The sequence below is a fragment of the Angustibacter speluncae genome, from assembly GCF_054777815.1.
The window spans coordinates 1-23,925 of sequence record NZ_BAAHAF010000062.1; the positions used below are offsets into that span (position 1 = coordinate 1).

General features: G+C 74.9%; 19 protein-coding genes and 1 pseudogene. 15 read left to right on the forward strand and 5 right to left on the reverse strand.

From position 1 onward, the window contains the following. The 13 genes and pseudogenes from ACYVKY_RS07450 to ACYVKY_RS07510 all read left to right on the forward strand — a co-directional run. A pseudogene (locus tag ACYVKY_RS07450) lies at positions 1–269 on the forward strand (ribonuclease D); the annotation flags it as partial. Positions 270–329: 60 nt separating this feature from the next. Next, on the forward strand, positions 330–1,184 hold the full coding sequence (gene efeU, locus ACYVKY_RS07455) for an FTR1 family iron permease (protein WP_460434342.1): 855 nt from the start codon (positions 330–332) through the stop codon (positions 1,182–1,184). 26 nt (positions 1,185–1,210) lie between these two features. After that, a complete protein-coding gene (gene efeO, locus ACYVKY_RS07460) occupies positions 1,211–2,359 on the forward strand; it encodes an EfeM/EfeO family lipoprotein (protein ID WP_460434343.1) in 1,149 nt (382 codons plus the stop codon). Further along, complete coding sequence (efeB, locus tag ACYVKY_RS07465) at positions 2,356–3,639, forward strand: Dyp-type peroxidase (RefSeq protein WP_460434344.1); 1,284 nt, start codon at positions 2,356–2,358, stop codon at positions 3,637–3,639. Before efeO ends, efeB begins: the two co-directional genes overlap by 4 nt. Continuing rightward, entirely contained in the window at positions 3,636–4,910 is a 1,275-nt protein-coding gene (locus tag ACYVKY_RS07470) for an MFS transporter (RefSeq protein ID WP_460434345.1), read from the forward strand. Before efeB ends, ACYVKY_RS07470 begins: the two co-directional genes overlap by 4 nt. 88 nt (positions 4,911–4,998) lie before the next feature. Continuing rightward, complete coding sequence (locus tag ACYVKY_RS07475; RefSeq protein ID WP_460434346.1) at positions 4,999–6,210, forward strand: thiolase family protein; 1,212 nt, start codon at positions 4,999–5,001, stop codon at positions 6,208–6,210. Position 6,211: 1 nt separating this feature from the next. Beyond that, complete coding sequence (locus ACYVKY_RS07480; protein ID WP_460434347.1) at positions 6,212–8,344, forward strand: fatty acid beta-oxidation multifunctional protein; 2,133 nt, start codon at positions 6,212–6,214, stop codon at positions 8,342–8,344. A 102-nt stretch (positions 8,345–8,446) separates the two neighbouring features. Next, entirely contained in the window at positions 8,447–9,814 is a 1,368-nt protein-coding gene (locus ACYVKY_RS07485; protein WP_460434348.1) for an HNH endonuclease signature motif containing protein, read from the forward strand. 462 nt (positions 9,815–10,276) lie between these two features. After that, the gene (locus ACYVKY_RS07490; RefSeq protein WP_460434349.1) at positions 10,277–11,065 is read left to right on the forward strand and encodes a 3-hydroxybutyrate dehydrogenase; all 789 of its coding nucleotides are present in this window, start codon (positions 10,277–10,279) and stop codon (positions 11,063–11,065) included. A gap of 67 nt (positions 11,066–11,132) precedes the next feature. After that, the gene (locus ACYVKY_RS07495) at positions 11,133–12,497 is read left to right on the forward strand and encodes an MFS transporter (RefSeq protein WP_460434350.1); all 1,365 of its coding nucleotides are present in this window, start codon (positions 11,133–11,135) and stop codon (positions 12,495–12,497) included. Positions 12,498–12,540: 43 nt separating this feature from the next. After that, a complete protein-coding gene (locus ACYVKY_RS07500) occupies positions 12,541–14,412 on the forward strand; it encodes a helix-turn-helix domain-containing protein (RefSeq protein WP_460434351.1) in 1,872 nt (623 codons plus the stop codon). Between the two features lie 89 nt (positions 14,413–14,501). Continuing rightward, the gene (locus tag ACYVKY_RS07505; protein ID WP_460434352.1) at positions 14,502–14,864 is read left to right on the forward strand and encodes an ArsR/SmtB family transcription factor; all 363 of its coding nucleotides are present in this window, start codon (positions 14,502–14,504) and stop codon (positions 14,862–14,864) included. Beyond that, positions 14,861–15,394 (forward strand): SRPBCC family protein, encoded by a 534-nt coding sequence (locus ACYVKY_RS07510; RefSeq protein WP_460434353.1) that lies wholly within the window; start codon positions 14,861–14,863, stop codon positions 15,392–15,394. The genes ACYVKY_RS07505 and ACYVKY_RS07510 overlap by 4 nt, the downstream gene beginning before the upstream one ends. Here the strand turns inward: ACYVKY_RS07510 and ACYVKY_RS07515 are convergent. Further along, positions 15,325–16,239 carry an alpha/beta hydrolase gene (locus tag ACYVKY_RS07515; protein WP_460434354.1) on the reverse strand — a complete coding sequence of 305 codons (915 nt, stop codon included), beginning with the start codon at positions 16,237–16,239 and terminating at the stop codon, positions 15,325–15,327. The two genes, ACYVKY_RS07510 and ACYVKY_RS07515, sit on opposite strands and share 70 nt — an antisense overlap. A gap of 147 nt (positions 16,240–16,386) precedes the next feature. On the opposite strand from ACYVKY_RS07515, the gene ACYVKY_RS07520 reads away from it, so the two are divergent. After that, positions 16,387–17,301: a hypothetical protein gene (locus ACYVKY_RS07520; protein WP_460434355.1), complete on the forward strand. Its 915-nt coding sequence runs from the start codon at positions 16,387–16,389 to the stop codon at positions 17,299–17,301. Positions 17,302–17,318: 17 nt separating this feature from the next. On the opposite strand, the gene dxs is transcribed toward ACYVKY_RS07520, so the two are convergent. From dxs to ACYVKY_RS07540, 4 genes are all read right to left on the reverse strand, one after another. Next, positions 17,319–19,223 carry a 1-deoxy-D-xylulose-5-phosphate synthase gene (gene dxs / locus ACYVKY_RS07525; RefSeq protein ID WP_460434356.1) on the reverse strand — a complete coding sequence of 635 codons (1,905 nt, stop codon included), beginning with the start codon at positions 19,221–19,223 and terminating at the stop codon, positions 17,319–17,321. Positions 19,224–19,364: 141 nt separating this feature from the next. Further along, complete coding sequence (locus tag ACYVKY_RS07530; RefSeq protein ID WP_460434357.1) at positions 19,365–19,730, reverse strand: hypothetical protein; 366 nt, start codon at positions 19,728–19,730, stop codon at positions 19,365–19,367. 8 nt (positions 19,731–19,738) lie between these two features. After that, complete coding sequence (locus tag ACYVKY_RS07535; protein WP_460434358.1) at positions 19,739–20,923, reverse strand: ROK family transcriptional regulator; 1,185 nt, start codon at positions 20,921–20,923, stop codon at positions 19,739–19,741. Between the two features lie 32 nt (positions 20,924–20,955). Then, on the reverse strand, positions 20,956–23,025 hold the full coding sequence (locus ACYVKY_RS07540; protein WP_460434359.1) for a glycogen debranching N-terminal domain-containing protein: 2,070 nt from the start codon (positions 23,023–23,025) through the stop codon (positions 20,956–20,958). A gap of 173 nt (positions 23,026–23,198) precedes the next feature. On the opposite strand from ACYVKY_RS07540, the gene ACYVKY_RS07545 reads away from it, so the two are divergent. Further along, the coding region (locus tag ACYVKY_RS07545; RefSeq protein WP_460434360.1) for a LacI family DNA-binding transcriptional regulator at positions 23,199–23,925 on the forward strand (727 nt) is incomplete at its 3' end.

Sequence of the window (23,925 nt, forward strand, 5' to 3'; positions counted from 1 at the left end):
CCGAGGCCGCGGCCCGGCTGGCCGGCAGCCTCGAGGCCGTCGCCGCGCTGTCCGAGCAGCACGCGGTGCCGGTCGAGAACCTGCTGACGCCCGACCTGCTGCGCCGGCTGTGCTGGCGGCCGCCGGCCGACACCTCCGCCGCCGGGCTGGCCGCCGCGCTGCGCGCGGCCGGTGCCCGGCAGTGGCAGGTCGACCTGGTGAGCGGTCCCGTCGCGGAGGCGTTCGCCGCCGCACCCGGACGCGTCCGTTCGGAGCAGGGCGAAGGGTAGGCTAACCTCCCGGAGGACGCCCGAGCCCGGACGCCCGAGCTCGACCCGGAAGGCACGTCCGTGCTCGCGAACCTGCTCATCGGCCTGCGTGAGGGCCTCGAGGCCAGCATCGTCGTCGGCATCCTCGTCGCGTACCTGGTGAAGTCGGGGCACCGCGAGCAGCTGCGCTGGGTCTGGACGGGCGTCGCCGCCGCCGTCGCCGTCAGCGTCGGGCTGTGGGCGGTCATCACCTTCACCTCGCGCAACATGACGTTCGAGGAGCAGGAGCTGTTCGGCGGCACCCTGTCGATCGTGGCCGTCGCCTTCGTCACCTGGATGATCCTGTGGATGAAGAAGGCCGCCCGCTCGATCGCGGGCGAGCTGCGCGGACGGCTCGACACCGCGCTCACCCTCGGCGCGTGGGCCGTCGCCGGCACCGCCTTCCTGGCGGTCGGGCGCGAGGGCCTCGAGACCGCCGTCATCCTGTGGGCCGCCGCGCAGTCGACCGGCGGCGGCTGGGGTCCGCTCGCGGGCGCCAGCGCCGGACTCGCCCTCGCCGTGGTGCTCGGCCACCTCCTCTACCGGGGCGCGCTGCGGATCAACCTGTCCACGTTCTTCACCTGGACCGGCGCGGCGCTGATCGTCGTGGCCGCCGGCGTCCTCGCCTACGGCGTCCACGACCTGCAGGAGGCGGCGTTCCTGCCCGGCCTGCAGTCGCTGGCGTTCGACGTCTCGGCCCAGGTCCCGCCGAGCAGCTGGTACGGCACCCTGCTGAAGGGGATCTTCAACTTCTCCCCCGCCACCACGTGGCTCGAGGCGATCACCTGGACCGCCTACGTCGTCGTGATGATGACGCTGTTCTTCCGCCGCCCGCGCGCCTCGCGCCCGGCGCCCGCCGCCACCGCGGCCCCCACCACCACGCCCGCCAGCGCCTGAGCGCGCCGTACCACCTGGAGAACCCCGTGCCCACCCCTGCCCGCCTCGTCACGCCGCTCGTGCTGGTCGCGACGGCCTGCGTGCTGTCGGCCTGCTCGTCCGACCCCGAGCCGGTCGCCGCCACCGGCGACGCCGCCGCGGCCGGCCCGGTCGCGATCGAGGCCACCGACGAGGCGTGCGAGCTGTCGCGCACCGACCTCGCGTCCGGCATCACGACGTTCGCGATCACCAACGCGGGCAGCCAGGTGAACGAGGTGTACGTGTACGCCGAGGGCGACCGCATCGTGACCGAGAAGGAGAACATCGGCCCGGGCACGAGCTACGAGCTGACGGTCGACCTCACCGAGGGCGAGTACCAGGTGGCCTGCAAGCCGGGCATGGTCGGCGACGGCATCCGCACCGACGTCGTGGTGGCCGCGCCCACCGAGGAGGTCGAGGTCGACCCGCTCGCCGAGCAGGCGGTCGCCGACTACCGCGCCTACGTGCAGGCCCGTGCGGACGAGCTGCCCGGGCTGGTGCAGGGGCTGCTGACCGCGATCGAGGCGGGCGACCGCGAGCAGGCCAAGGCGCTGTACGCGCCGTCGCGGCTGCCGTGGGAGTCGATCGAGCCCGTGGCCGAGAGCTTCGGCGACCTCGACCCGCGCATCGACGCCCGCGAGGCCGACCTCGAGCCCGGCCAGGACTTCACCGGCTGGCACCGGATCGAGAAGGCGCTGTGGCAGGGCGAGGACCTCGCCCCGATGGTGCCGGTCGCCGAGCAGCTGCTCGCCGACGTCGAGGAGCTCGCCCAGCGCACCCCGAACGCGGCGCTCACCCCGGCCTCGATCGGCAACGGCGCCAAGGAGCTGCTCGACGAGGTCGCCACCGGCAAGGTCACCGGCGAGGAGGAGGCGTTCTCGCACACCGACCTGGTCGACTTCCAGGGCAACCTCGACGGCGCGCTGAAGGCGTTCGACGTGCTGCGGCCGCTCGTCGAGCAGAACGACCCCGACCTGGCCGCCGTGCTCGACACCCAGTTCGCCGCCTGCCAGGCGGCGCTCGACCCCTACGCCACCGGGCCCGCGACGTTCGTCTCCTACGACACCGTCGCCGAGCCCCAGCGCCAGGACCTCGCCCGCGCCGTGGACGCGCTGGGCGAGCCGCTGTCGCAGCTCGCCGCGGCGGCCGCGGGGTGAGCGAGCCGCAGGGCGGCCGGCCCGAGGTCGGGACCGGCGTCCGGACCGACGTCACCCGGCGCGGGCTGATCGGGGCGCTCGGCGCCGCGACCGCCGGCGTGGTGATGGTGACGGGTGGCGTCGCCGCCGGGAACCGGCTGCCGGCCGGGACCCGGGCGCGGGACGCGCGCGACGACGTCGTGCCGTTCGAGGGCGAGCACCAGGCCGGCATCGCGACCTCGGTGCAAGCGCACCTGCACTTCGCCGCGTTCGACGTCACCGCGACCGACGTCGACGGTCTGCGCTCGCTGCTGCGGGACTGGACCCTCGCCGCCCGGGCGCTGACGGCCGGTCGGCCGGTCGGCGACGGCGCGGTCGGCGGCTCGGCGCTGGCTCCCCCGGACGACACCGGCGAGGCGCTCGACGTGCACGCGCACCGGCTCACCCTGACCGTCGGGTTCGGCGCCTCGCTGTTCGACGACCGGTTCGGGCTGGCGTCGCGGCGTCCGCAGGCGCTGGTCGACCTGCCCCACTTCCCCGGCGACGTGCTCGACCCCCGCCGCAGCGACGGCGACCTGGTCGTCCAGGCCTGCGCCGACGACCCGCAGGTCGCTGTGCACGCCATCCGCAACCTGTCCCGCATCGCCGCCGGTCGCGCGGCGATCCGGTGGGCGCAGCTCGGGTACGGCAGGGCCGCCTCGACCGACCGGTCGCAGCCCACGCCGCGGAACCTGTTCGGGTTCAAGGACGGCACCGCGAACCCGTCCGGCGACGACACCGCGACCCTCGACGAGCACGTCTGGGTCGCCGACGGCGACGCCGCGTCGCCGGACGAGGCCTGGATGGCGGGCGGCTCCTACCTCGTCGCACGCCGCATCCAGATGCTGATCGAGACCTGGGACCGCACGCCGCTGGGCGAGCAGGAGACCCTCGTCGGTCGAGACAAGGGCGAGGGCGCCCCGCTCGGGCGCGCGCGCGAGTTCGACCCGCTCGTGCCGTCGGAGCTGCCGGTGGCCTCGCACGTGCGTCTCGCGCACCCGTCCCAGCACGGCGGCGCCCAGATGCTGCGACGCGGCTTCAACTTCGTCGACGGTGCCGACGCGCTCGGCCACCTCGACGCCGGGCTGTTCTTCCTGGCCTACCAGCGCGACCCGCGGCGCGCGTTCGTCCCGGTGCAGACCCTGCTCGCCCGCCAGGACGGGCTGATGGAGTACCTGAAGCACACCGGGTCGGGCCTGTACGCCGTCCCGCCGGGCGTCGGGGAATCCGGGTGGTGGGGCGAGACGTTGCTCGCCCCGTGAGCCAGCGCGCCAGCACAGCCCGCCGGGTGCAGGGCACCTACCTGACCCTGACGCTGCTCACCACGCTGTCGGCCTCGCTCATCTGGGGCATCAACACGCTGTTCCTGCTCGACGCCGGCCTGACGAACCTCGAGGCGTTCGCGGCCAACGCGTTCTTCACCGCCGGGATGATGCTGTTCGAGATCCCCACGGGCGTCGTCGCCGACCTGCGCGGACGCCGGCTGTCGTACCTGCTCGGGGCCGTGACGCTCGCCGCCTTCACCGGCCTGTACGTGCTGCTGTGGTGGCTGCAGGCCCCGTTCTGGGCCTGGGCGCTCGCGTCCGTCGGCCTCGGGCTCGGGTTCACGTTCTTCTCCGGCGCGGTCGAGGCCTGGCTCGTCGACGCGCTGACGGCCACCGGCTACGCCGGCGACCTCACCGCGGTGTTCGGACGCGGCCAGGCCGTCACCGGCGCCGCCATGCTCGGCGGGTCGGTGCTGGGTGGTGTGATCGCCCAGGCCACCAACCTGGGGGTGCCGTTCGTGGTGCGGGTGGGCCTGCTGCTGGTCACGGTCGTCGTCGCGGCCCTGCTCATGCACGACCTGGGTTTCACGCCCGACAGGTCGGCGAAGACGCTGCCCGCGATGCGCGGCCTGCTCGACGCCTCGATCGAGCACGGGCTGCGCAACCGCCCGGTGCGCTGGCTCATGCTCACCTCGCCGTTCGTCGGCGGCGTCGGCGTGTACGCCTTCTACGCCCTGCAGCCGTACCTGCTCGAGCTCTACGGCGACCCCACCGCGTACGGCTTCGCCGGCGTCGCGGCCGCGGTCGTCGCCGGGGCGCAGATCCTCGGCGGCGTGCTCGCGCCGGTCGTCCGCCGGGTGGTGCCGCGCCCGACGACGGTGCTGCTCGTCGGTACCGCGCTGTCGACCGTCGCGCTCGTGCTGACCGGGCTGCTGCCCTCGCTGGCGGCGGTGCTCACCCTGCTGGTGCTGTGGGCGCTCACCGACGCCGCCGTGAAGCCGGTGCGGCAGTCGTACCTCAACGGCCTGATCCCCTCGAAGCAGCGTGCCACCGTGCTGTCGTTCGACTCGCTGCTGTCGTCGTCGGGCGGCGTGGTCGTCCAGCCGGTCATGGGCCGCGTCGGCGACGTGAGCGGGTACCCGCTCACCTTCGTCCTCAGCGGCGCGGTCCAGGCGCTCGCCCTCCCGTTCTACTGGCTCGCTCGCCGCGAGCAGCCCGGCCGCGAGCCCGTGGTCGCACCGGAGGCGGACGAGCGCACGACGGCGTGACCCACGGCACTGCTCGGTGCGGCTGCGGCATGAAGTTACCCACGGGTAGCATGGAGCCGACCTCACCCGGTGGACGAAGGAGACCCGCGTGCCCCGCACCGCCCACGACGTCGTGTTCGTCGACGGCGTCCGCACCCCGTTCGGCAAGGCCGGCCCCAAGGGCGTGTACGCCGAGACCCGCGCCGACGACCTCGTCATCGGCTGCGTGCGCGAGCTGCTGCGTCGCAACCCGAACCTGCCGCCCGAGCGCGTCGACGAGGTGGCCATCGCCGCCACCACCCAGATCGGCGACCAGGGCCTGACCCTCGGCCGGCTCACCGCGCTGCTGTCGGGCCTGCCGAAGACCGTCCCCGGCTACTCGATCGACCGCATGTGCGCGGGCGCGATGACCGCCGTGACGACCACCGCGGGCGGCATCGCGTTCGGCGCGTACGACGTCGCGATCGCCGGCGGCGTCGAGCACATGGGCCGCCACCCGATGGGCGAGGGCGTCGACCCCAACCCGCGGATCGTGTCCGAGAAGCTCGTCGACCCGTCCGCCCTCGTGATGGGCTCGACCGCCGAGAACCTGCACGACCGGTTCCCCGCGATCACCAAGCAGCGCTGCGACGAGTTCGCCGTGGGCAGCCAGACCAAGCTCGCGCAGGCCTACGCGGACGGCAAGATCCAGCCCGACCTCGTGCCCACCGCCGCCCGCTCCGCCGAGCAGGGCTGGGGCCTCGCCACCGTCGACGAGCCGCCGCGTCCCGGCACCACGGTCGACGACCTCGCCGCCCTGAAGACGCCGTTCCGCCCGCACGGCAACGTCACCGCCGGCAACGCGGCCGGCCTCAACGACGGCGCCACCGCGTGCGTGCTCGCCTCGGCGCAGGCCGCCGAGGAGCTGGGCCTCACCGCCAAGATGCGGCTGGTGTCGTACTCGTTCGTGGGCGTCGAGCCCGAGGTGATGGGCATCGGCCCGGTCCCGGCCACCGAGAAGGCGCTTCGCCAGGCCGGTCTCACCATCGACGACATCGGGCTGTTCGAGCTGAACGAGGCGTTCGCCGTCCAGGTGCTCGCGTTCCTCGACCACTTCGGCATCGCGCAGGACGACGAGCGCGTGAACCCGTGGGGCGGCGCCATCGCCACCGGGCACCCGCTCGCCTCGTCCGGCGTCCGGCTGATGACGCAGCTCGCGGCGCAGTTCGCCGAGAACCCCTCCGTCCGCTACGGGCTCACGGCGATGTGCATCGGCATCGGCATGGGCGGCGCGGTGATCTGGGAGAACCCCCACCACGCCGACTACGGGAAGGACGCCTGACATGACCACCACCACCGTCTCCCCCGACGACCTGGCCGCGCGCTCCGTCGACGAGCGCGTCACCTCGTTCCACGTCCGCGACGTCGCCCTGCCCGGTGACCTCGGCACGCTGGCGCTGATCACGATGGACAACGGCTTCGACCACACCAAGCCCACGACCTTCGGGCCCAACGGCCTGGTCTCGCTGCGCGCCGCGCTCGACGCGATCGAGCCGCGGGTCGCCGCCAGCGAGGTCGTCGCCGTGGGCGTCACCGGGAAGCCGTTCATCTTCGCCGTCGGCGCCGACCTCAAGGACGTCGGGACGCTCCAGGACCGCGAGCAGGCGCTCGCGATCGGCCGGTTCGGCCACGACCAGTTCCGCCGCCTGGGCGAGCTCGGCGTGCCCTCGTTCGCGTTCGTCAACGGCGCCACGATGGGCGGTGGCCTCGAGATCGCGCTGCACTGCACCTACCGCACGATCTCGTCGTCGGTGCCCGCGGTCGCGCTGCCCGAGTGCTTCCTTGGCCTGGTGCCCGGCTGGGGCGGCACGTACCTGCTGCCGCGTCTCATCGGCCCGGCCCCGGCGCTCGAGGTGATGGTCTCGAACGCGTTGAACCAGAACAAGATGCTGTCCGGCGTGCAGGCCGCGAAGCTCGGCATCGCCGACGCGCTGCTGGAGCCGGCCGACTTCCTCGCGGAGTCCGTCCGCTGGGCGGCGTCGGTGCTGTCGGGCGAGACGGTCGTCGAGCGCACCGACCACACCGCCGACGCCGAGGCGTGGGACGCCGCGGTGGGCGCGTCGACGAAGTTCGTCGCGGCCAAGCTGAACGGCGCCGCGCCCGCGCCGCTGCGGGCGCTCGAGCTCGTCGCGGCTGCGCGGACGAACGACCGCGACGCCGGGTTCGCCGCCGAGGACGACGCGCTGGCCGACCTCATCATGAGCGACGAGTTCCGCTCCGGCGTCTACTCGTTCGACCTCGTGCAGCGGCGCGCCAAGCGTCCCGTCGGAGCGCCCGACAAGGCGCTGGCGCGTCCGGTCACCAAGGTCGGCATCGTCGGAGCCGGGCTGATGGCGAGCCAGCTGGCGTTGCTGTTCGCACGCCGGCTGAACGTCCCGGTCGTGATGACCGACCTCGACCAGGGGCGCGTCGACAAGGGCGTGGCGTACGTGCACGCCGAGGTCGACAAGCTGCTCGGCAAGAAGCGCGTCTCCCCCGACGCCGCCAACCGGCTCAAGGCGCTCGTGACCGGCTCGACCTCGAAGGAGGGCTTCGCCGACGCGGAGTTCGTGATCGAGGCCGTGTTCGAGGAGATGTCGGTCAAGCAGCAGGTGTTCGCCGAGGTCGAGGCCGTCGTCTCGCCCGAGTGCGTGCTGGCGACCAACACCTCGTCGCTGTCGGTCTCGGAGATGGCGTCGCAGCTGCAGCACCCCGAGCGCGTGGTCGGCTTCCACTTCTTCAACCCCGTCGCGGTGCTGCCGCTGCTCGAGGTGGTGAAGGGCGAGCAGACCGACGACGCCTCCCTCGCCACGGCGTTCGCCGTCGGCAAGAGCCTGAAGAAGTCGTGCGTGCGGGTGGAGGACGCCCCGGCGTTCGTCGTGAACCGGCTGCTCACGCGCTTCCTCGGCGAGGTCATCGCGTCCACCGAGGACGGCACGCCCGTCGACGTCGCCGACCGCGCGCTGATGCCGCTCGGGCTCCCGATGTCGCCGTTCGTGCTCGTCCAGCTCGTCGGCCCCGCGATCGCGCTGCACACCGGCGAGACCCTGCACCGCGCGTTCCCGGAGCGGTTCGGCGTCTCGGCGAACCTGAAGGCGATCGTGGACGCCGGCAAGCCCGGCTTCTGGTCGTGGGACGAGCGCGGCAAGCCGTTCCTCGACGACGAGACCGCCGCGCTGCTCACGGTCGGCGACAGCCCGCAGACCGAGGAGCAGGTGCGCGAGCGCGCGCTGTCGGCCGTGGCCGAGGAGATCGGCCTGATGCTCGACGAGGGCGTCGTCGCCGAGGCGCAGGACATCGACCTGTGCATGATCCTGGGCGCCGGCTGGCCGTTCCACCTCGGCGGCATCACGCCGTACCTCGACCGGTCGGGCATCAGCGAGCGTGTGCTCGGCAGGCGGTTCCACGCCCCCGGTGTGGCCTCCGTCCCGGCCTGACGACCGCCGGCGCGACGCGCCACCACTTCGCCCCGGGGGCGAGGTGGTGGCGCTTGTCGTTGTGGCACAGGGATTGTCAGTGGTGGCGTCTAGTGTAGTGGCATGTCGGTGGGGGCCGTGGGTGGGCAGGGTGCGGGTGGTCTCGCGCTCGTCGAGCAGGGGTTGGACGACCTGCTCGGCACCCCGCTGTGGTCGCTGTCCGACGCCGAGGTGCGTGAGCGGATCGTGGCGATCACGGTGCAGGAGGCACGGCTGTCGGCGGCCAAGGCGGCGCTGCTGCGGGAGTCGGTGTCGCGGGAGGCGCCCGACGCCCGTGGCCGCCGCGGTGCGGTGACGAAGGCGGTGCTGACCGACCGGTGCCGCGTCTCGGGTGGGAGGGCGAAGGCCGACCTGGAGAACGCGGCGGTGACGTGTCCGGAGACCGGTGACCTGCGCGGGCTCGGCGCGGCGTGGACGGCCGGGCAGGTGACGCGTGAGCACGTCACCGTGGCGAGGGCGTGCCTGCAGCGGCTGCCGCGTCAGCTGGTGCGGGAGCGGCGGGACGAGGTCGACGCCGAGCTGACGAGGCGCGCGTCGACGTGGGATCCGCAGAGCGCGGAGGTGCTCGCCAACCACCTGCTCGACGCCCTGCTGCCCGACCGCGGCGACCGGTACGACGAGCACGCCCACGAACGCCGCCACGTCGCGGTGACGACGGACTCGACCGGGATGGTCCTGGTGTCCGGTCAGCTCGACGCCGCGGGTGGGCTGGCGTTCACCGCGACGCTGGACGCAATCGCCGAGTCCGACCGGCACGCCCGGCGCGAGGACGGTGACCCCGACGTGCGCTCGCGTGGTCAGCGTCGCGCGGACGCAGCCGTCACCATGGCTGAGCTCGCCGCCGCCCAGCTCGGTCTGTCCTCGCCGGGGAACGGGATCCGCGCGAGCGTGCCGCGGGTGGTCGTGCACGTCGACGCCGACCAGCAGAGCGCCACCACCACGACCGGGCAGCCCGTCTCTTCCGGGACGCTGGCCCGGCTGGTCTGCGACGCCGTCCTCGAGAAGGTCACACTGTCCTGCGGGCGGGTCGTCGCGATGGAGTCCCTCGGCCGGCTCGCCACCCCCGCCCAGCGGGCGGCCCTCGCCGCCCGGGACGGCGGGTGCGTGTGGCCCGGCTGCACCGCACCACCGAGCCTGTGCGAGGCGCACCACGTGATCTGGTGGTCCCGCGGCGGTCCGACCACCATCGACAACCTCGTGCTGCTCTGCACCCGGCACCACTCGGAGATCCACGCCCAACCCGACGACCTACCGCACGAACCGAACCGCGGCTGGCAGTTGCTCGTCCGCGACGGCCGACCCGTGTTCCGACCACCGGCGCACCACGGCTACCCACCAGGAACGCTGCTGCGCAACACCTTCCACGACGACGCCAGAGCAGCCCGCGCCACCGGGCGACGCTGGCGCGCGTCCGACGCCGATCCGCCGTGAGACGCGTCAGCTGCGGAGGACAAGGCGCTCGCGCCAGCGCGCCTGGACGGTGGCGATGGCGGCGTCGGACGCGGCGACGACGGCCAGCCCCGAGCGGGTGGGCCGCAGGATGCGCACGCGCCGGTCGGCGGGTCGCGCACCGGCTCGAGGAGTCCCCGCTCCTCGAGCGCGTCGGCGAACTCCCCCAGCGCCTGCTGGGTCATGCCGACGCGCTGCACCAGGTCGGTGAGCCGCAGGCCGTCGCGCGGCGTCATGCCCAGGAGCCGCAGCTGCGACGAGCGCAGCCCGGCACCCGCACGCGGCATCCGGGTGCTTCCGCAGCTCGGCGGTCAGCCTGCTCGAGCGCTACCGGGCCCTCCACCCCGCCTGAGCGCGCACGGGTCCGGGCACCACGGCGGACGCAGGAAGTGTGGTCCGTGGCCACACGTCGCCCGTCCCGATGCCGTCCTAGGTTCGTGCGCTGTGACGACGACGCCCACCCCCGCGCCCCCAGCGGCACCCGGCCCCGACCTCGGCGGCCGCACGGCGCTGGTGACCGGCGCGGCCAGCGGCATCGGCCGGGCCGTGGCCGTGCACCTCGCCGGTCTGGGCGCCAAGGTGCACGCGGTCGACCTGGACGCGGACGGACTCGACGACCTCGCCTCGACGACCGGCGGCATCGTGCCCGTCCGGTGCGACCTGTCGGACCTCGACGCGGTCGACCGGCTCCCCGGCGAGATCGACGTGCTCGTGAACAACGCCGGGCTGCAGCACGTCGCCCCGCTGCACGAGTTCCCGACCGAGCGGTTCTCGCTCATCCTGCGGGTCATGCTCGAGGCGCCGTTCCGGCTCGTGCGGCTCGCCCTCCCGCACATGTACGAGCAGGGCTGGGGACGCGTCGTCAACGTCTCGAGCGTGCACGGCGTGCGCGCCTCGCCGTTCAAGGCCGCGTACGTCACCGCCAAGCACGGGCTCGAGGGCCTGTCGAAGGTGGTGGCGCTCGAGGGCGCCGCCCACGGCGTCACCAGCAACTGCGTCAACCCGGCCTACGTGCGCACCCCGCTCGTCGACAAGCAGCTCGACGACCAGGCCGCCGCGCACGGCATCTCCCGGGAGGAGGTGCTCGAGCGCATCATGCTCGAGCCCGTCGCCGTCAAGCGTCTCGTCGAGCCGGACGAGGTGGCCGCGTTGGTCGCCTACCTGTGCGGGCCGGGCACCGACTCGGTGACCGGCACCTCGTTCGCCCTGGACGGTGGTTGGTCCGCGCACTGAGGACGCGGCGCCGCCCCAGACAGGCTGTCCCCCAGCACGATCCGACACACCGCGATGGAGTGAGACCGTGAGCCAGCACGCACCCACCCAGGACGCCACCGGCACCGCGCCGGGACGCACCCCGATCCGCAAGGTGGTCGCCGCGAGCCTCGTCGGGACCACGGTCGAGTGGTACGACTTCTTCCTCTACGGCGTCGCCGCCGCGGTCGTGTTCCCGACCGTCTTCTTCCCCGGCGACGACGACGGGACGCTGAAGTCCTTCGCCACCTTCGCCGTCGGCTTCGTCGCCCGCCCGGTCGGAGGCATCGTGTTCGGCCACTACGGCGACCGGCTCGGACGCAAGAAGCTCCTCGTCCTCAGCCTCGTGCTCATGGGTGTCGCGACGTTCGCCATCGGCCTGCTGCCCGGGTACGCCACCATCGGCGTGCTCGCGCCGCTCGGGCTGATCTTCCTCCGGCTGCTGCAGGGCTTCGCGCTCGGCGGCGAGTGGGGCGGCGCGGTGCTGATCGTGTCCGAGCACGGCGACGCTGCCCGGCGCGGCTTCTGGGCGTCGTGGCCGCAGGCCGGCGCCCCCGGCGGGCAGCTGCTCGCCAACGGCCTGCTCGCCCTGCTCGCCGTCGTGCAGACCGAGGCCGCGTTCCAGTCCTGGGGGTGGCGCATCCCCTTCCTGATGAGCGGCGTGCTCGTGCTCATCGGCCTGTACGTGCGGCTCCAGGTCGAGGAGTCGCCGGTCTTCCGCGAGGCCCAGGCGCGGGCCGAGCAGCAGGCCGCCGCCGACGGCGCCCGCGAGAAGCTCCCCGTGCTGCAGGTGCTCACGCACTACCCCCGCGAGGTGCTCACCGCGATGGGGGCGCGCTTCGCCGAGAACGTCTCGTACTACGTCTTCACCATCGTCATCACCAGCTACCTCGTGGCCCGCTACGGCACCTCGACCCAGTTCGTGCTCGGCGCCGTCCTGATCGGCGCGGCGGTGCACTTCGTCACGATCCCGGTCTGGGGCGCGCTGTCGGACCGCCTGGGCCGCAAGCCCGTCTACCTGTTCGGCGCCGTCGGCGTGGCCGTCTGGGCGTTCGCGTTCGTCGCGCTGATCGACACCCGCAGCTTCGCCCTCACCGCGGTCGCCGTCACCGTCGGCCTGGTGCTGCACGGCGCCATGTACGGGCCGCAGGCCGCCTTCCTGTCCGAGCTGTTCGGCACCAAGGTGCGCTACTCCGGCACCTCGCTCGGGTACCAGCTCGCCTCGGTGCTCGCCGGCGGCCTCGCACCGTTCGTCGCGACCTGGCTGCTCGGCGTCAGCGGCGACGGCTGGCTCATCGCGGCGTACGTCGCGGCGTCCGGCCTGCTCTCGGTCGTGGCCGTGGCCGCCTACCAGGAGACCCGCAGCCGCGACCTCGCCGCGGACGACGGCGTCCGGGCGGTGCACGGTCGCTGACACGACCGCCGCGCGGCCGGAGGCGGGCTGGCACGATCGGGACGTGACCCGCTCCCCCGCCCCGGCGCTGCAGCTGTTGCGCCTGCTGGCCGAGGACGCGCCGGCGCACGACGTCGAGCAGCAGGCGCACCTGCTCGCCCTCGGTCTGGACGAGTCCGACGGCGCCGACGTGCGCGACCTCGCGCTGCGGATCAAGGACCTGCTCGACAGCCGGCGCCGCCGCGAGGGCGAGCTCGCCGCCCTGGTCGACACCGCCCGCGAGCTCGCGACGGCGCAGGACCCGGGCAGCGTCCTCGACGCGATCGTGCGCCGCGCCCGCAGCCTGCTCGGCACCGACATCGCCTACCTGACGCTCTACGACGCCGACCGCGGCGACACGATCATGCGGGCGACCGCCGGGTCGGTGTCGGCGGCGTTCCAGCGGGTGCGGCTGCCCCTCGGCGCCGGGCTCGGTGGGCTCGTGGCGCAGACCCGTCAGCCCTGGTGGACCGACGACTACCCGAACGACCAGCGTTTCCGCCACACCGGCGAGATCGACTCCGCCGTGGGCGAGGAGGGCCTGGTCGCGATCTGCGGCACGCCCCTGCTCGTCGACGACGAGTTCGTGGGCGTGCTCTTCGCGTCCAACCGGGTGCGGCGCCCGTTCAGCGCCGATGAGGTCGCCCTGCTCGGCAGCCTGGCCACGCTGGCCGCGGTCTCCCTCGTCCAGACCCGGACGCTCGCGGAGGCGCGCTCGTCGTCCGCGAGCATCTCCAAGGCGGCCGAGGCGCACGACCGGTTCGCCGCCGTGGTGCTCGAGGGCGGCGGGGTCGACGACGTCACCGCCGTGCTGCGCGACCTGCTCGGCGGCTGGGTGGTGGTGCTCGACGCCGACGGCCGCCGCGCGGTCGCGCACGGCCCCGCGCCCGGCACCACGGGCGCCCCCGGCGACCCCGACCCGCTCGCCGACCACCCGGTCGTCCGGCGCTGCGTGACGACCGGGCGGCTCGCCGACGGCGCGGTCGTCGCCGCCGTCCCCGCGACCGCCTCCGGCGAGCGGCTCGGCACCCTCGTGCTCGCGCCGCCGGCCCCGCTGGACGGTGGCGAGCGCCGCATCGTCGAGCGCGCCGCCGTCGTCGCCGCGCTGGTGCTGCTGTTCCGGCGCCAGGCGGCGGAGGCCGAGCAGCGGGTGCGCACCGACCTGCTGTCGGACCTGCTCGACCACGACGGCGGCGACGGCCCCGACCTCGACGCGCTGCGGGAACGCGGCCGGCTGCTCGGGGTCGCCCTCGACGACGAGCACGTCGTCGCCGTCTGCACCGTCGACCCCTCGGCGCTGCGCCCGGTCGCGCTGTCGGCGTCGTCGGTGCTGGGCGGCCACGGCCTGGTCGCCGTGCACCGCGGCCACGTCGTCGTGCTGGTGCCCGGCACCCACCCGCTCGCGCACGACGGCGCGTCCGCCGCCGCGGCGCAGCTGGCCCGGCGGCTCGGCCGGCCCGCCCCGGTGACCGTCGGCGCCGCCGGTCCCGTCGTCCCGACCCACGGCCTCACCGACGCCTGGGACGAGGCCCGGCGCACGAGCCAGGCCCTCGTCGCGATCGGGACGCCGGGTCGCGGCGCGGCCGCCGCCGACCTCGGCTTCGCCGGCCTGGTCGTCGGCGAGCACCCGGACGTCGCCGGCTACCTGCGCACCCAGCTCGGCCCGGTCCTGGACTACGACCGCGCCCGCGGCACGGAGCTCGAGCGCACGCTGCGCGCCTACTTCCGCGCCGGCGGCTCGCCCCGGCACGCCGCGACGACGCTGCACGTGCACGTCAACACCGTCACCCAGCGCCTCGACCGGGTCCGCGCGCTCATCGGCGACGACTGGCAGGCACCGGAGCGCGTGCTCGAGCTGCAGCTGGCGCTGCGCCTGCGCGAGGTGCTCGGCACCTGACGACGGTCGTCAACCGGGTGGTTGACGACGCGGGTCGGTCGCGCGTAGGTTCACAACCGATCGGTTGAACACGACGAGGGCGGTGGGCGGTGGCGCAGCAGCTGGACCGGGTGTTCGCGGCGCTGGCCGACCCCACCCGGCGCGACCTGGTGGCCCGGCTGGCCACCGGCGGCGACGCCACCGTCGGCGAGCTGGCGGCCCCGTACGACGTGAGCGTCCAGGCGGTCTCCAAGCACCTCAAGGTGCTCGAGGAGGCCGGCCTGGTCACCCGCAGCCGCGACGCGCAACGGCGTCCGGTGCACCTGCAGGCCGAGGTGCTCGACCTGATGACCAAGTGGATCGAGCGGTACCGGCGCGAGGCGCAGGACCGCTACGAGCGGCTGGACGACGTCCTCGCCGCGATGGACACCGGTACCGCCGGCAGCGGCGAGCGAGAAGGAGCAGCGTCATGACCACCACCCCCACGGCCCGCCCGGCCGTGCACCAGGCCACCATCACCGCGCCCGAGGGCCTGCCCGTCCTCGAGGTCGTCCGCGAGTTCGACGCGCCGGTGGCCGCCGTCTTCCGCGCCCACACCGACCCCGAGCTCGTCGTGCGCTGGATGGGACCGCGCTCGGTCACGATGCACCTCGACCACTGGGACGGCGTCACCGGCGGCTCGTACCGCTACCACGTGACCCACCCGGGCGGGGAGGAGCACTTCTACGGCGCGTTCCACGAGGTGCGGCCGGACGAGCGGCTGGTGCAGACCTTCACCTGGACCGGCGCGCCGGACGGCGTCAGCCTCGACACCCACTACTTCGAGGACCTCGGGGACGGCCGCACCCGGCTGCGCGTCGTCAGCGTCGTCGAGACCGTCGAGGGCCGCGACCAGATGGTCGCCAGCGGCATGGAGACCGGCATCCGCGAGGGCTACGAGAAGCTGGACGAGATCCTCGCGGCGAGCAGCTCGACGGCAGCCGGGGCCAGCACCACGTCGTAGTGGTTCGTGCCCGGCACGTGCTCGACGTCGACGGCGCCGGGCAGCTCGAGCCCGGCGATGCGCGACTCGTCGTAGAGGCCCTGCGGCTCGTCGAGCAGACCACGCTCGGCCCACAAGAACCGTACGGGCACACCGGCTGTCGCAGCAGCGGCGCCCGCGCCGTGCACCTCGGGCTCGAGCATCAGCCCGGCACCGTCGGTGCGCACGCCGTCCAGGACGCACGACGAGCGCCAGGCGTCCCCCTCGCGCACGAGGTCGTGCGCCAGGTAGGCGCGGACGACGGCGCCGGCCGGTGAGCGCAGCGCCGGGCCGAGCGCCGGGTGGTGGCCGAAGAAGGCCAGGTAGTCGTCGGGCCCGTCGAAGGTCATCGAGAGCCGTTGCAGCGCAGGGCCGAGCACGGCGCCGAGCATCGCGTCGACGTCGTCGCCCGAGGTGCCCGGCGCGAGCGGGAAGGCGAAGCCGCCGTCGACGAGGACGGCCTGCTCGACCCGCTCGGGGTGGCGGGCCGCCAGCACGGCTGTCACGAACGCGCCCATCGAGTGGCCGACGACGACGGCGCGCTCGACCTCGAGTGCGTCGAGCACCGCGACCAGGTCGTCGGCGTGCCGCCCCACCCCGTACGGCCCGCCGACCCCGCGCGAGGCCGCCCGCCCGCGCAGGTCGGGCGCCCACACCGTGGCCCGGCCGGCGAGCCGCTCGGCGACCGCCGCCCACGACAGCCCGTTCGCCGTGATGCCGTGCACGGCCAGGACGGTCGGACCGTCGCCCTCGGCGAGGCGGTGCACGGCGAGCCGCCCGCCCGGGACGTCGACGTGCAGGTCGGGCACCCGCTGCAGCTGTTCCACGACGGCAGTCTCCACGTCGGCCGTCCTCCTCCGCCACGCCGGGACGCCGGCGCGTGCTGCGCCGTTCGGGCGACCCCTCACCCGTCCGGTCGACCCCGGGGCCCCGTCCCTGGGCCCGGAGGGCGTCGGCCGCTTACCGTTCACCACGTGGCGGAGGTGGACCGCGGCGGCGACGCCGGACGCGAGCAGGGCTCAGCCCCCTCGCGCCGTCGCCAGCGCCTGCGCCGGGCGGTCCTGGCCGCCAGCGTCCTGCACGACGTCGACGTCGCCACCGAGTCCCACGGCGTCGTGCTCGACGGGCACCGTCCGGTCACGCTCTCCTGGGACGACGTCGCGCGCGCGCACGGCGACACCCCCGGCGACCTCGCCCACCTGCGGCTCGGACGCTGGCTGCGGCTGCACCGCCTGGTCGCCGAGCTCGGACCCGCCGTGCAGGACCTGCGGCCCGCCGCGCGCCTGCTCGCCCTGCCGGTCGGCCACGTCGAGCACCCCGGCGAGGGCTGGACCCTGCACCGCCCGATGGGCGGCGCGCTGGAGTGCGGTCTGGCGATGACGGGCGTGCTCGGCGACCCGGACGAGGTGGTGGCCCTGCCGCCGTCGGTCGTGCGCGAGGCCGGCATCCCGCTGCGGGTCTGGTGGCCCGGTGTCGTCGACCACGCCTCGACGATGGGCCACCTCGCCGTCGAGCGGCTGCGCCGCGACACCCAGCGTCCGGTGCGGGTGCCGGACGAGGTGGTCGACACCCAGCTCGTGCTGCGGCCGGTAGGTGGTATCGACGTGCCGACGCTGCTGGCGACGCACGTCGTGCGCCGCTACCTGGCCTCCTCGGACGGCTCCGGCATGCGGGCCGCCGCGGTGCCGATGCGCTCGCGCGGCTGGTACGACCTGTCGCGCATCGACCCGGCGTTCGTCGCGGCGGCCTGGTCGGCCACCGACGACCTCGACAAGGGGCTGCCGCGGCCGCTGCTGGTGACGGCCGACGAGGTCGCGCTCGCCCCCGTGGCGCCGGCGGGCTCACCCACCCGCATCCACCTGCCCGAGCAGGTGCGCCGCTTCGTCTGACGGCCTCGGCCCCGGGCTCAGCCCTGGTCGAGCACGCCCTGCTCTGCCACGGGCTGCTGGCGCGCGACCCGGCCCGCGACGTCGCGCGCGACCGCCTGCGCGGTGAGGCCGACCCGCTCGAGCACCTCGGCGCGCGAGCCGTGGTCGTGGAACCCGCAGGGGATGCCGACGTCGTGGAGCGGCACCTCGACGCCGTGGTCGCGCAGCTCCTGGGCCAGCCGGGCGCCGACGCCGCCGACCCGGACGCCGTCCTCCAGCGTGACGACCAGACCGTGCCCGGACGCCAGCTCGACCAGCGCGGGGTCGACCGGGAGCACCCAGCGCGGGTCGGCGACGGTGGCCGAGATGCCCTGCGCAGCAAGCCGCTTCGCCACGTCGAGCGCCATCGTCGCGAGCGACCCGACCGCGACGACGAGCACGTCCGAGCCCTCGCCGCGCGCGAGCACGTCGACCCCGCCGACCCGTTCGAGCGCGTCGATGTCGTCGGGCACGGAGTCGCGGGCGATGCGCAGCACCGTGGGGGCGTCGTCGACGGCGACCGCCTCGTTCAGCTCCTCGACCAGGCGGGTGGCGTCGCGGGGTGCGGCCACGCGGACGCCCGGCACGACCTGGAGCACCGACAGGTCCCACATGCCGTGGTGGCTCGCGCCGTCCGGGCCCGTCACGCCGGCGCGGTCGAGGACGAAGGTGACCCCGGCGCCGTGCAGGGCGACGTCCATGAGCACCTGGTCGAAGGCGCGGTTGAGGAAGGTGGCGTAGATGGCGACCACCGGGTGCATGCCGGTGAAGGCGAGGCCCGCGGCGCTCGTGACGGCGTGCTGCTCGGCGATGCCGACGTCGAAGACGCGCTCGGGGAACTCGGCGGCGAACCGGTGCAGCCCGGTCGGGATCATCATCGCGGCCGTGATCGCGCAGACGTCGTCGCGGCGTCGGCCGATCTCGACCAGCTCGGCGGAGAACTCGGAGGTCCACGACCGGCCCGAACCGCTCACCGGCACACCGGTCTCGGGGTCGATGACGCCGACGGCGTGGAACTGGTCGGCCTCGTCGGCGATCGCCGGCGGGTAGCCCTTGCCCTTGACGGTGATGGCGTGCACGAGGACCGGCCCGCCGAACGACTTCGCTTGGCGCAGCGCGCGTTCCATCGCGTGGACGTCGTGGCCGTCGACCGGGCCGATGTACTTCAGGCCGAGGTCCTCGAACATGCCCTGCGGCGCGACGACGTCCTTGATGCCCTTCTTCACGCCGTGCAGCGCCTCGAACGCGAGCCGTCCGGGCGGGCCGCTGCGCTGCAGGGTGCTCTTGCCCCACTCGAGGAAGCGCTCGTACCCGCGGGTGGTGCGCAGGGTCGACAGGTGGTGGGCGAGCCCGCCGATGGTGGGCGCGTAGGAGCGCTCGTTGTCGTTCACCACGACGACCAGCCGGCGGTCGTGGCCGGTGGCGATGTTGTTCAGCGCCTCCCAGGCCATGCCGCCGGTGAGCGCACCGTCGCCGATGACGGCGACGGTGTGCCGGTCGTGCTCGCCGCGCAGCGCGCGCCCCTTGGCGATGCCGTCGGCCCACGACAGCGACGACGACGCGTGCGAGCTCTCGACGACGTCGTGCACCGACTCGGCCCGGCTGGGGTAGCCCGACATGCCGCCGGCGGCGCGCAGCCGGGAGAAGTCGTGCCGGCCCGTGAGCAGCTTGTGCACGTAGGACTGGTGCCCGGTGTCGTAGACGATCGCGTCGCGCGGCGAGTCGAACACCCGGTGCAGGGCGATCGTCAGCTCGACGACGCCCAGGTTCGGCCCGAGGTGGCCGCCCGTGCGGCTCACCGCCTCGACCAGGAAGGTGCGGATCTCCTGGGCCAGGGCGGGCAGCTGCTCGGGGCGCAGCGCCTTGACGGCGTCCGGGCCCGTGATGCCGGGCAGCAGGCTCACGTCGTTCCTTCGGGGTCGGGGGCGTGCGCGGATGCGGTCGAGTCTAGGCGCCGGTGCCCGGTGCGGCCGCCGCACCCGGGCCCGGACGTGTGCGGGTCCGGTGCATGACGCGTGCGCGGCCGCCCGGGAGCGCGCCCGGGATCAGAGCCGCGGGACGAAGACCTGTCCCCGCAGCGCCCGCTCGACCAGCTGGACGGCGTGCGCCGTGGCGTCGAGGCGGCGCTGCTCGGCGTCCAGCACCTCGAGGCCCTCCGCGACCACCGCCGACGGCAGGTACCCCGCGAGGTCGGCGCGCAGCGCGGCGCGCGCGGCCTGGGCACCGGCGTGCTGCGCCGACACGTGGCGTGCGGCGAGCCGCACGAGCAGCAGGGGGTGGCGGACCAGGACGGGGTGGCCGCGGTACTCGGGCGGGCACAGGTCGAGCAGCCACGCCGTCGCCCGCCGCTCCCACCCGGGGACGCCGGGGGGCGGGACCTGGCCGGGCCAGCCCGGCGGTGCGTGGGCCACCGACGGGCTCAGTGGCCGCCGCCGGCCGCGACCCCGGCGCCGGCGGGCACCGGCAGCCGCGAGGACAGCACGAGCGCGAGCGCCCCGAGGGTCTCGGCCCGGCGCCCGAGGCGGCTCGGGACGATCTCGACCTGCCCGAGGGTGCCGGGCTTGGCCATCCGGTCCACCGCGGCGCGCACGGGCGCGAGCAGCAGCTCGCCCGCCTCCGCGAGCTGGCCGCCGATGACGACCACCTCGGGGTTCAGCACGTTGCACAGCTGCCCCACGGCGTGCCCGATCGCCTGCCCGGCGTCGGCGACGACGCGCTTGCACCCGGCGTCGCCGGCCAGCGCCCGGGCGACCATCTGGGCCGGGTCGAGCCGGCCCTGGGTGGGCTCGAGCAGACCGAGCAGGTGGCCGGAACCGGCGACGGTCTCGAGGCAGCCGCGGTTGCCGCAGCGGCACACCGTCCCCGACTCGACGACGGTGACGTGACCCACCTCGCCCGCGCTGCCCCGGGCACCCCGGTAGAGCCGGCCGTCGAGCACGAGACCGGCGCCGACGCCGGAGGCGACCTTCAGGTAGATGGCGTGCCGCCGCCCGCGCGCGGCGCCCCACGCCACCTCGCCCAGCGCGCCCGCGTTCGCGTCGTTCTCGACCAGGACCGGCGCCTCCCAGGCCTGCTCGAAGCGGGCCCGCACGTCGGTGCCGACCCAGCCGGGCAGGATCGACGGCGTCCCGATGCGGTGGGTGCGCTCCTCGACGGGACCGGGGACGGCCACCCCGACGCCGAGCACGTCGTCGGCGCCGAGCTCGTCGAGCAGCTGGGTGCCGAGCGCGCGCGAGGCGTCGACCACGGCCTCGACCGAGGAGTCGGCGTCGAGCTCGACGACGCGCTCGGCGAGCACCTGGTGGGCGAGGTCGGACACCGCCACGCGCACGTGGGTGTGGCCGACGCCGATTCCGACGACCAAGCCGTTCTCGCGTGCCAGCCCGATCACCTTGCCGCGACGGCCGGCGCCGTCGGCCAGCACCTCGAGCCGGCCGGTGCCGGTGAGCTCGCGCACGATCGTCGACACCGTCGCGGCGGACAGGCCGGTGCGGCGGGCCACCTCGGCCTGGGTGAGCTGGCCGTGCAGCCGCAGCACCGACACCACCCGCTCGCGGTTCGCGAGTCGAAGCGATGACGGTGAGCCCGGCGCCCTTGCCTTCACAAACCGAATGGAACCGTCCCGCCCGAGCGGCGTCAAGCGTCGCGCTCGACGACCCAGTCGAGGCCGGCGCCCTCGGCGCGGACCACCTCGCCCGCGGCGTCGACCTCGACGGTGCACGGCTGCCCGGCGACCAGCAGGCCCTCGACCCGCAGGGCCCCCACCGGGCTCGGCCGCAGCGGCCGCAGCACGGCCCGACCAGCCGGGACGTCGACGCGCAGCCCGAGCAGCACCTGCAGCACGGCCGGGGCGGTCGCGACCGACCAGGCCTGCGGCCGGCACGCCGCGGGGTACGGCACCGGGACGCCGACCTCGTCGCGCGCGTCGCCCGACCACAGCTCGGGCAGCCGGTAGGACCACGCCTCCGCGGCGGCGACCAGGCCGTCGACGAGGCCGCGCCCGTGCTCGCCGAGCCCGGCCCGCGACAGCGCCTGCAGCGTGATCGCCGTGTCGTGCGGCCAGACCGAGCCGCAGTGGTAGCTGAGCGAGGAGTACGCGCCGGACGTCGTCGACATCGTGCGCAGCCCGAACCCCGAGTCGTTGTCGGGACGGGCGAGCAGCGCGGCGACCGCGGCCTCCTCGTCGGCGCCGAGCACGCCGGTGCCGGGCAGGTGGCCCACGTTGCTGGCCAGGGCGTCGACGGGTGCCTTCGCGCCGTCGAGCGCCATCGCCGGGTAGCGGCCGTGCGCGTCGTCGTGCACCCAGAACGCCTCGTGGAACCGCGACCGCAGCCGGGCGGCCGCCTCGCGGTACGCCTCGGTGCCGCTCTCGCCGAACGCCTCGAGCAGGTCGGCGCCGTGCAGCAGCGCCTCGTGGGCGTACCCCTGCACCTCGGCCAGCGCGATCGGCGGCTCGGCCTGCCGGCCGTCGGCGAACCGGACGGAGTCGCCGCTGTCCTTCCACCCCTGGTTCGCCAGGCCGGTGCCCTCGGTGTCGACGTACTCGAGCAGCCCGTCGTCGTCGGCGTCGCCCGGGCCCGCGACCCAGTCGAGCGCCGCGCGGGCCGCCGGCAGCAGCGCCCGGACGTCGTCGTCGGGCAGGCCCCAGCGCCAGGCGTCGTGCAGCAGGCAGACGAACAGCGGCGTGGCGTCGACGGTGCCGTAGTACACGGGCGGCAGGTGGGTGCCGGTGCCGTCGACGACGAGCTCGGCCCGCCGCAGCTCGTGCAGCACCTTGCCCGGCTGCTGCTGGCTCGCGCGCTCGTCGACGGCGCCCTGCAGACCGGCCAGCACCCGCAGCGTCCCGGCGGCCAGCTCGGTGCCGAACGGCAGCGACAGCCGCGCGGCCCACAGGCTGTCGCGACCGAACAGCGTGAGGTACCAGGGCGAACCGGCGGCGGCGAACACGTCGTCGGGCCGGCCGGTGCGCGTCATCCGGAGCGCGTCGAGGTCGGCGGCCGAGGCCTCGAGCCAACGGGCGAGCCGCGGGTCGTCGGCCACCACCCGCGGCACCTCGCCCTCGCGCGGCGGCGCGGCGGCCACGACGCCGCCGGTGTCGACGACGTCGAGCACCCAGGACGCGGTCACCGACGTGCGCGGCTCGAGCCGCACCCGGCGCGCCAGCTCGATCCCGCCGTCGGTCGCCGCGAGGTCGAGTCCGTCCACGTGCAGCGTGGCGGTGACGTCGTCACCCGCCCAGGTGCCGACGCCGTCGGCGACGTCGGCCGGCACCGGCTCGCCCGCACCGCCGGCCTTGAGGACGTCGACCGCGGCCAGGTCGGCGGCCAGCCGCACCCGCAGCACCGCCTCGACCGGCTCGCGCGCGGTCGACGCGAGGACGAGCCGCTCCTCGACCCGGCCCGGCCGCACGCTGCGGAACCGGTCGACCCGGACGGTGGGGTCGGGCGCGTGGTCGCCCAGCTGCCGCAGCAGCCCGGTGAAGCGGTAGCCGGACGCACCCTGCGGCGCCGACGAGATCGGTTCGGGCTCCTCGCCGTCGACCGTCACCACGGCCTCGGACAGCACCCGCAGGTCGGCGTGCAGCACGCCCTGCGCGCCCTCGGCCCGGATCTGCCCGTCGGGCCCGGACGCGACGACGGTGGGGGCGGCCAGGCAGGTGGCGAGCTCGTGCAGCGCCGGCTGCAGGCGGCGCCGGGACGTGGTCATGCGGGCTCCCTCCCACCCGGGACGGGACCGTCCCGGCAGGTCGCATCTTGACAGGTGGCCCCGACTCGCTGAGGATCCGTGGCAACGATTTGATCGATCAAATCGCTGAGGGACACCCCACCACACCGGGTCGGGGACGCACCAGTCCCCCGAGCGCAGCGACGGAGGTGCGCGTGAGCAGGACGACGCTCGACTCGGTCGCCGAGCGCGCCCGGGTCAGCCGCCAGACCGTGTCGAACGTCCTGAACGCCCCCCACCTGGTGCGCGAGGACACCGCCCGTCGCGTCCGCGAGGCGATCGACGAGCTCGGCTACCGGCCCTCCCGCGCGGCCCGGCAGATGCGCACCCGCCGCTCCATGCTGCTGGGGCTGCGCCTCGAGCCCGACCGCGGCGGCATCAACGGCGCCGTGCTCGACCGCTTCCTGCACGCCGTCGTCGAGGCCGCGCAGGGGCACGGGTACCGCGTCGTGCTCTTCACCGCCGACGACGACGAGGCCGAGATGGCCTCGTACGCCGACCTGCTCAGCGCCGAGGAGGCCGACGGGTTCGTCCTCACCAGCACCCACCACGGCGACCCGCGCACCCGGTGGCTCGCCGACCGCGGCGTCCCGTTCTCCACCTTCGGCCGCCCGTGGGGCGCCACCGACCAGCACCACTCCTGGGTCGACGTCGACGGTGCAGCCGGCACCCGGGCGGCCGTCGACCACCTGGTCGCGCAGGGGCACCGGCGCATCGGCTTCGTCGGCTGGCCGTCCGGCTCCGGCGTCGGCGACGACCGGCGCGAGGGCTGGCGCTCCGCGGTGCGCGCCGCCGGGCTGCCCGCGGGCCGCGAGCTGCAGGTCGCGGTCGAGGACGGCGCGGACGACGTCGGCGCGCAGCGCCCGCGGGCTGAGGTTGACG

Coding starts and splice junctions, on each gene's coding strand:
- ACYVKY_RS07480 (WP_460434347.1), top strand. CDS start 6,212: ATGACCACCACCACCGTCTCCCCCGACGACCTGGCCGCGCGCTCCGTC.
- ACYVKY_RS07510 (WP_460434353.1), top strand. CDS start 14,861: ATGACCACCACCCCCACGGCCCGCCCGGCCGTGCACCAGGCCACCATC.
- ACYVKY_RS07485 (WP_460434348.1), top strand. CDS start 8,447: ATGTCGGTGGGGGCCGTGGGTGGGCAGGGTGCGGGTGGTCTCGCGCTC.
- ACYVKY_RS07540 (WP_460434359.1), bottom strand. CDS start 23,025: ATGACCACGTCCCGGCGCCGCCTGCAGCCGGCGCTGCACGAGCTCGCC.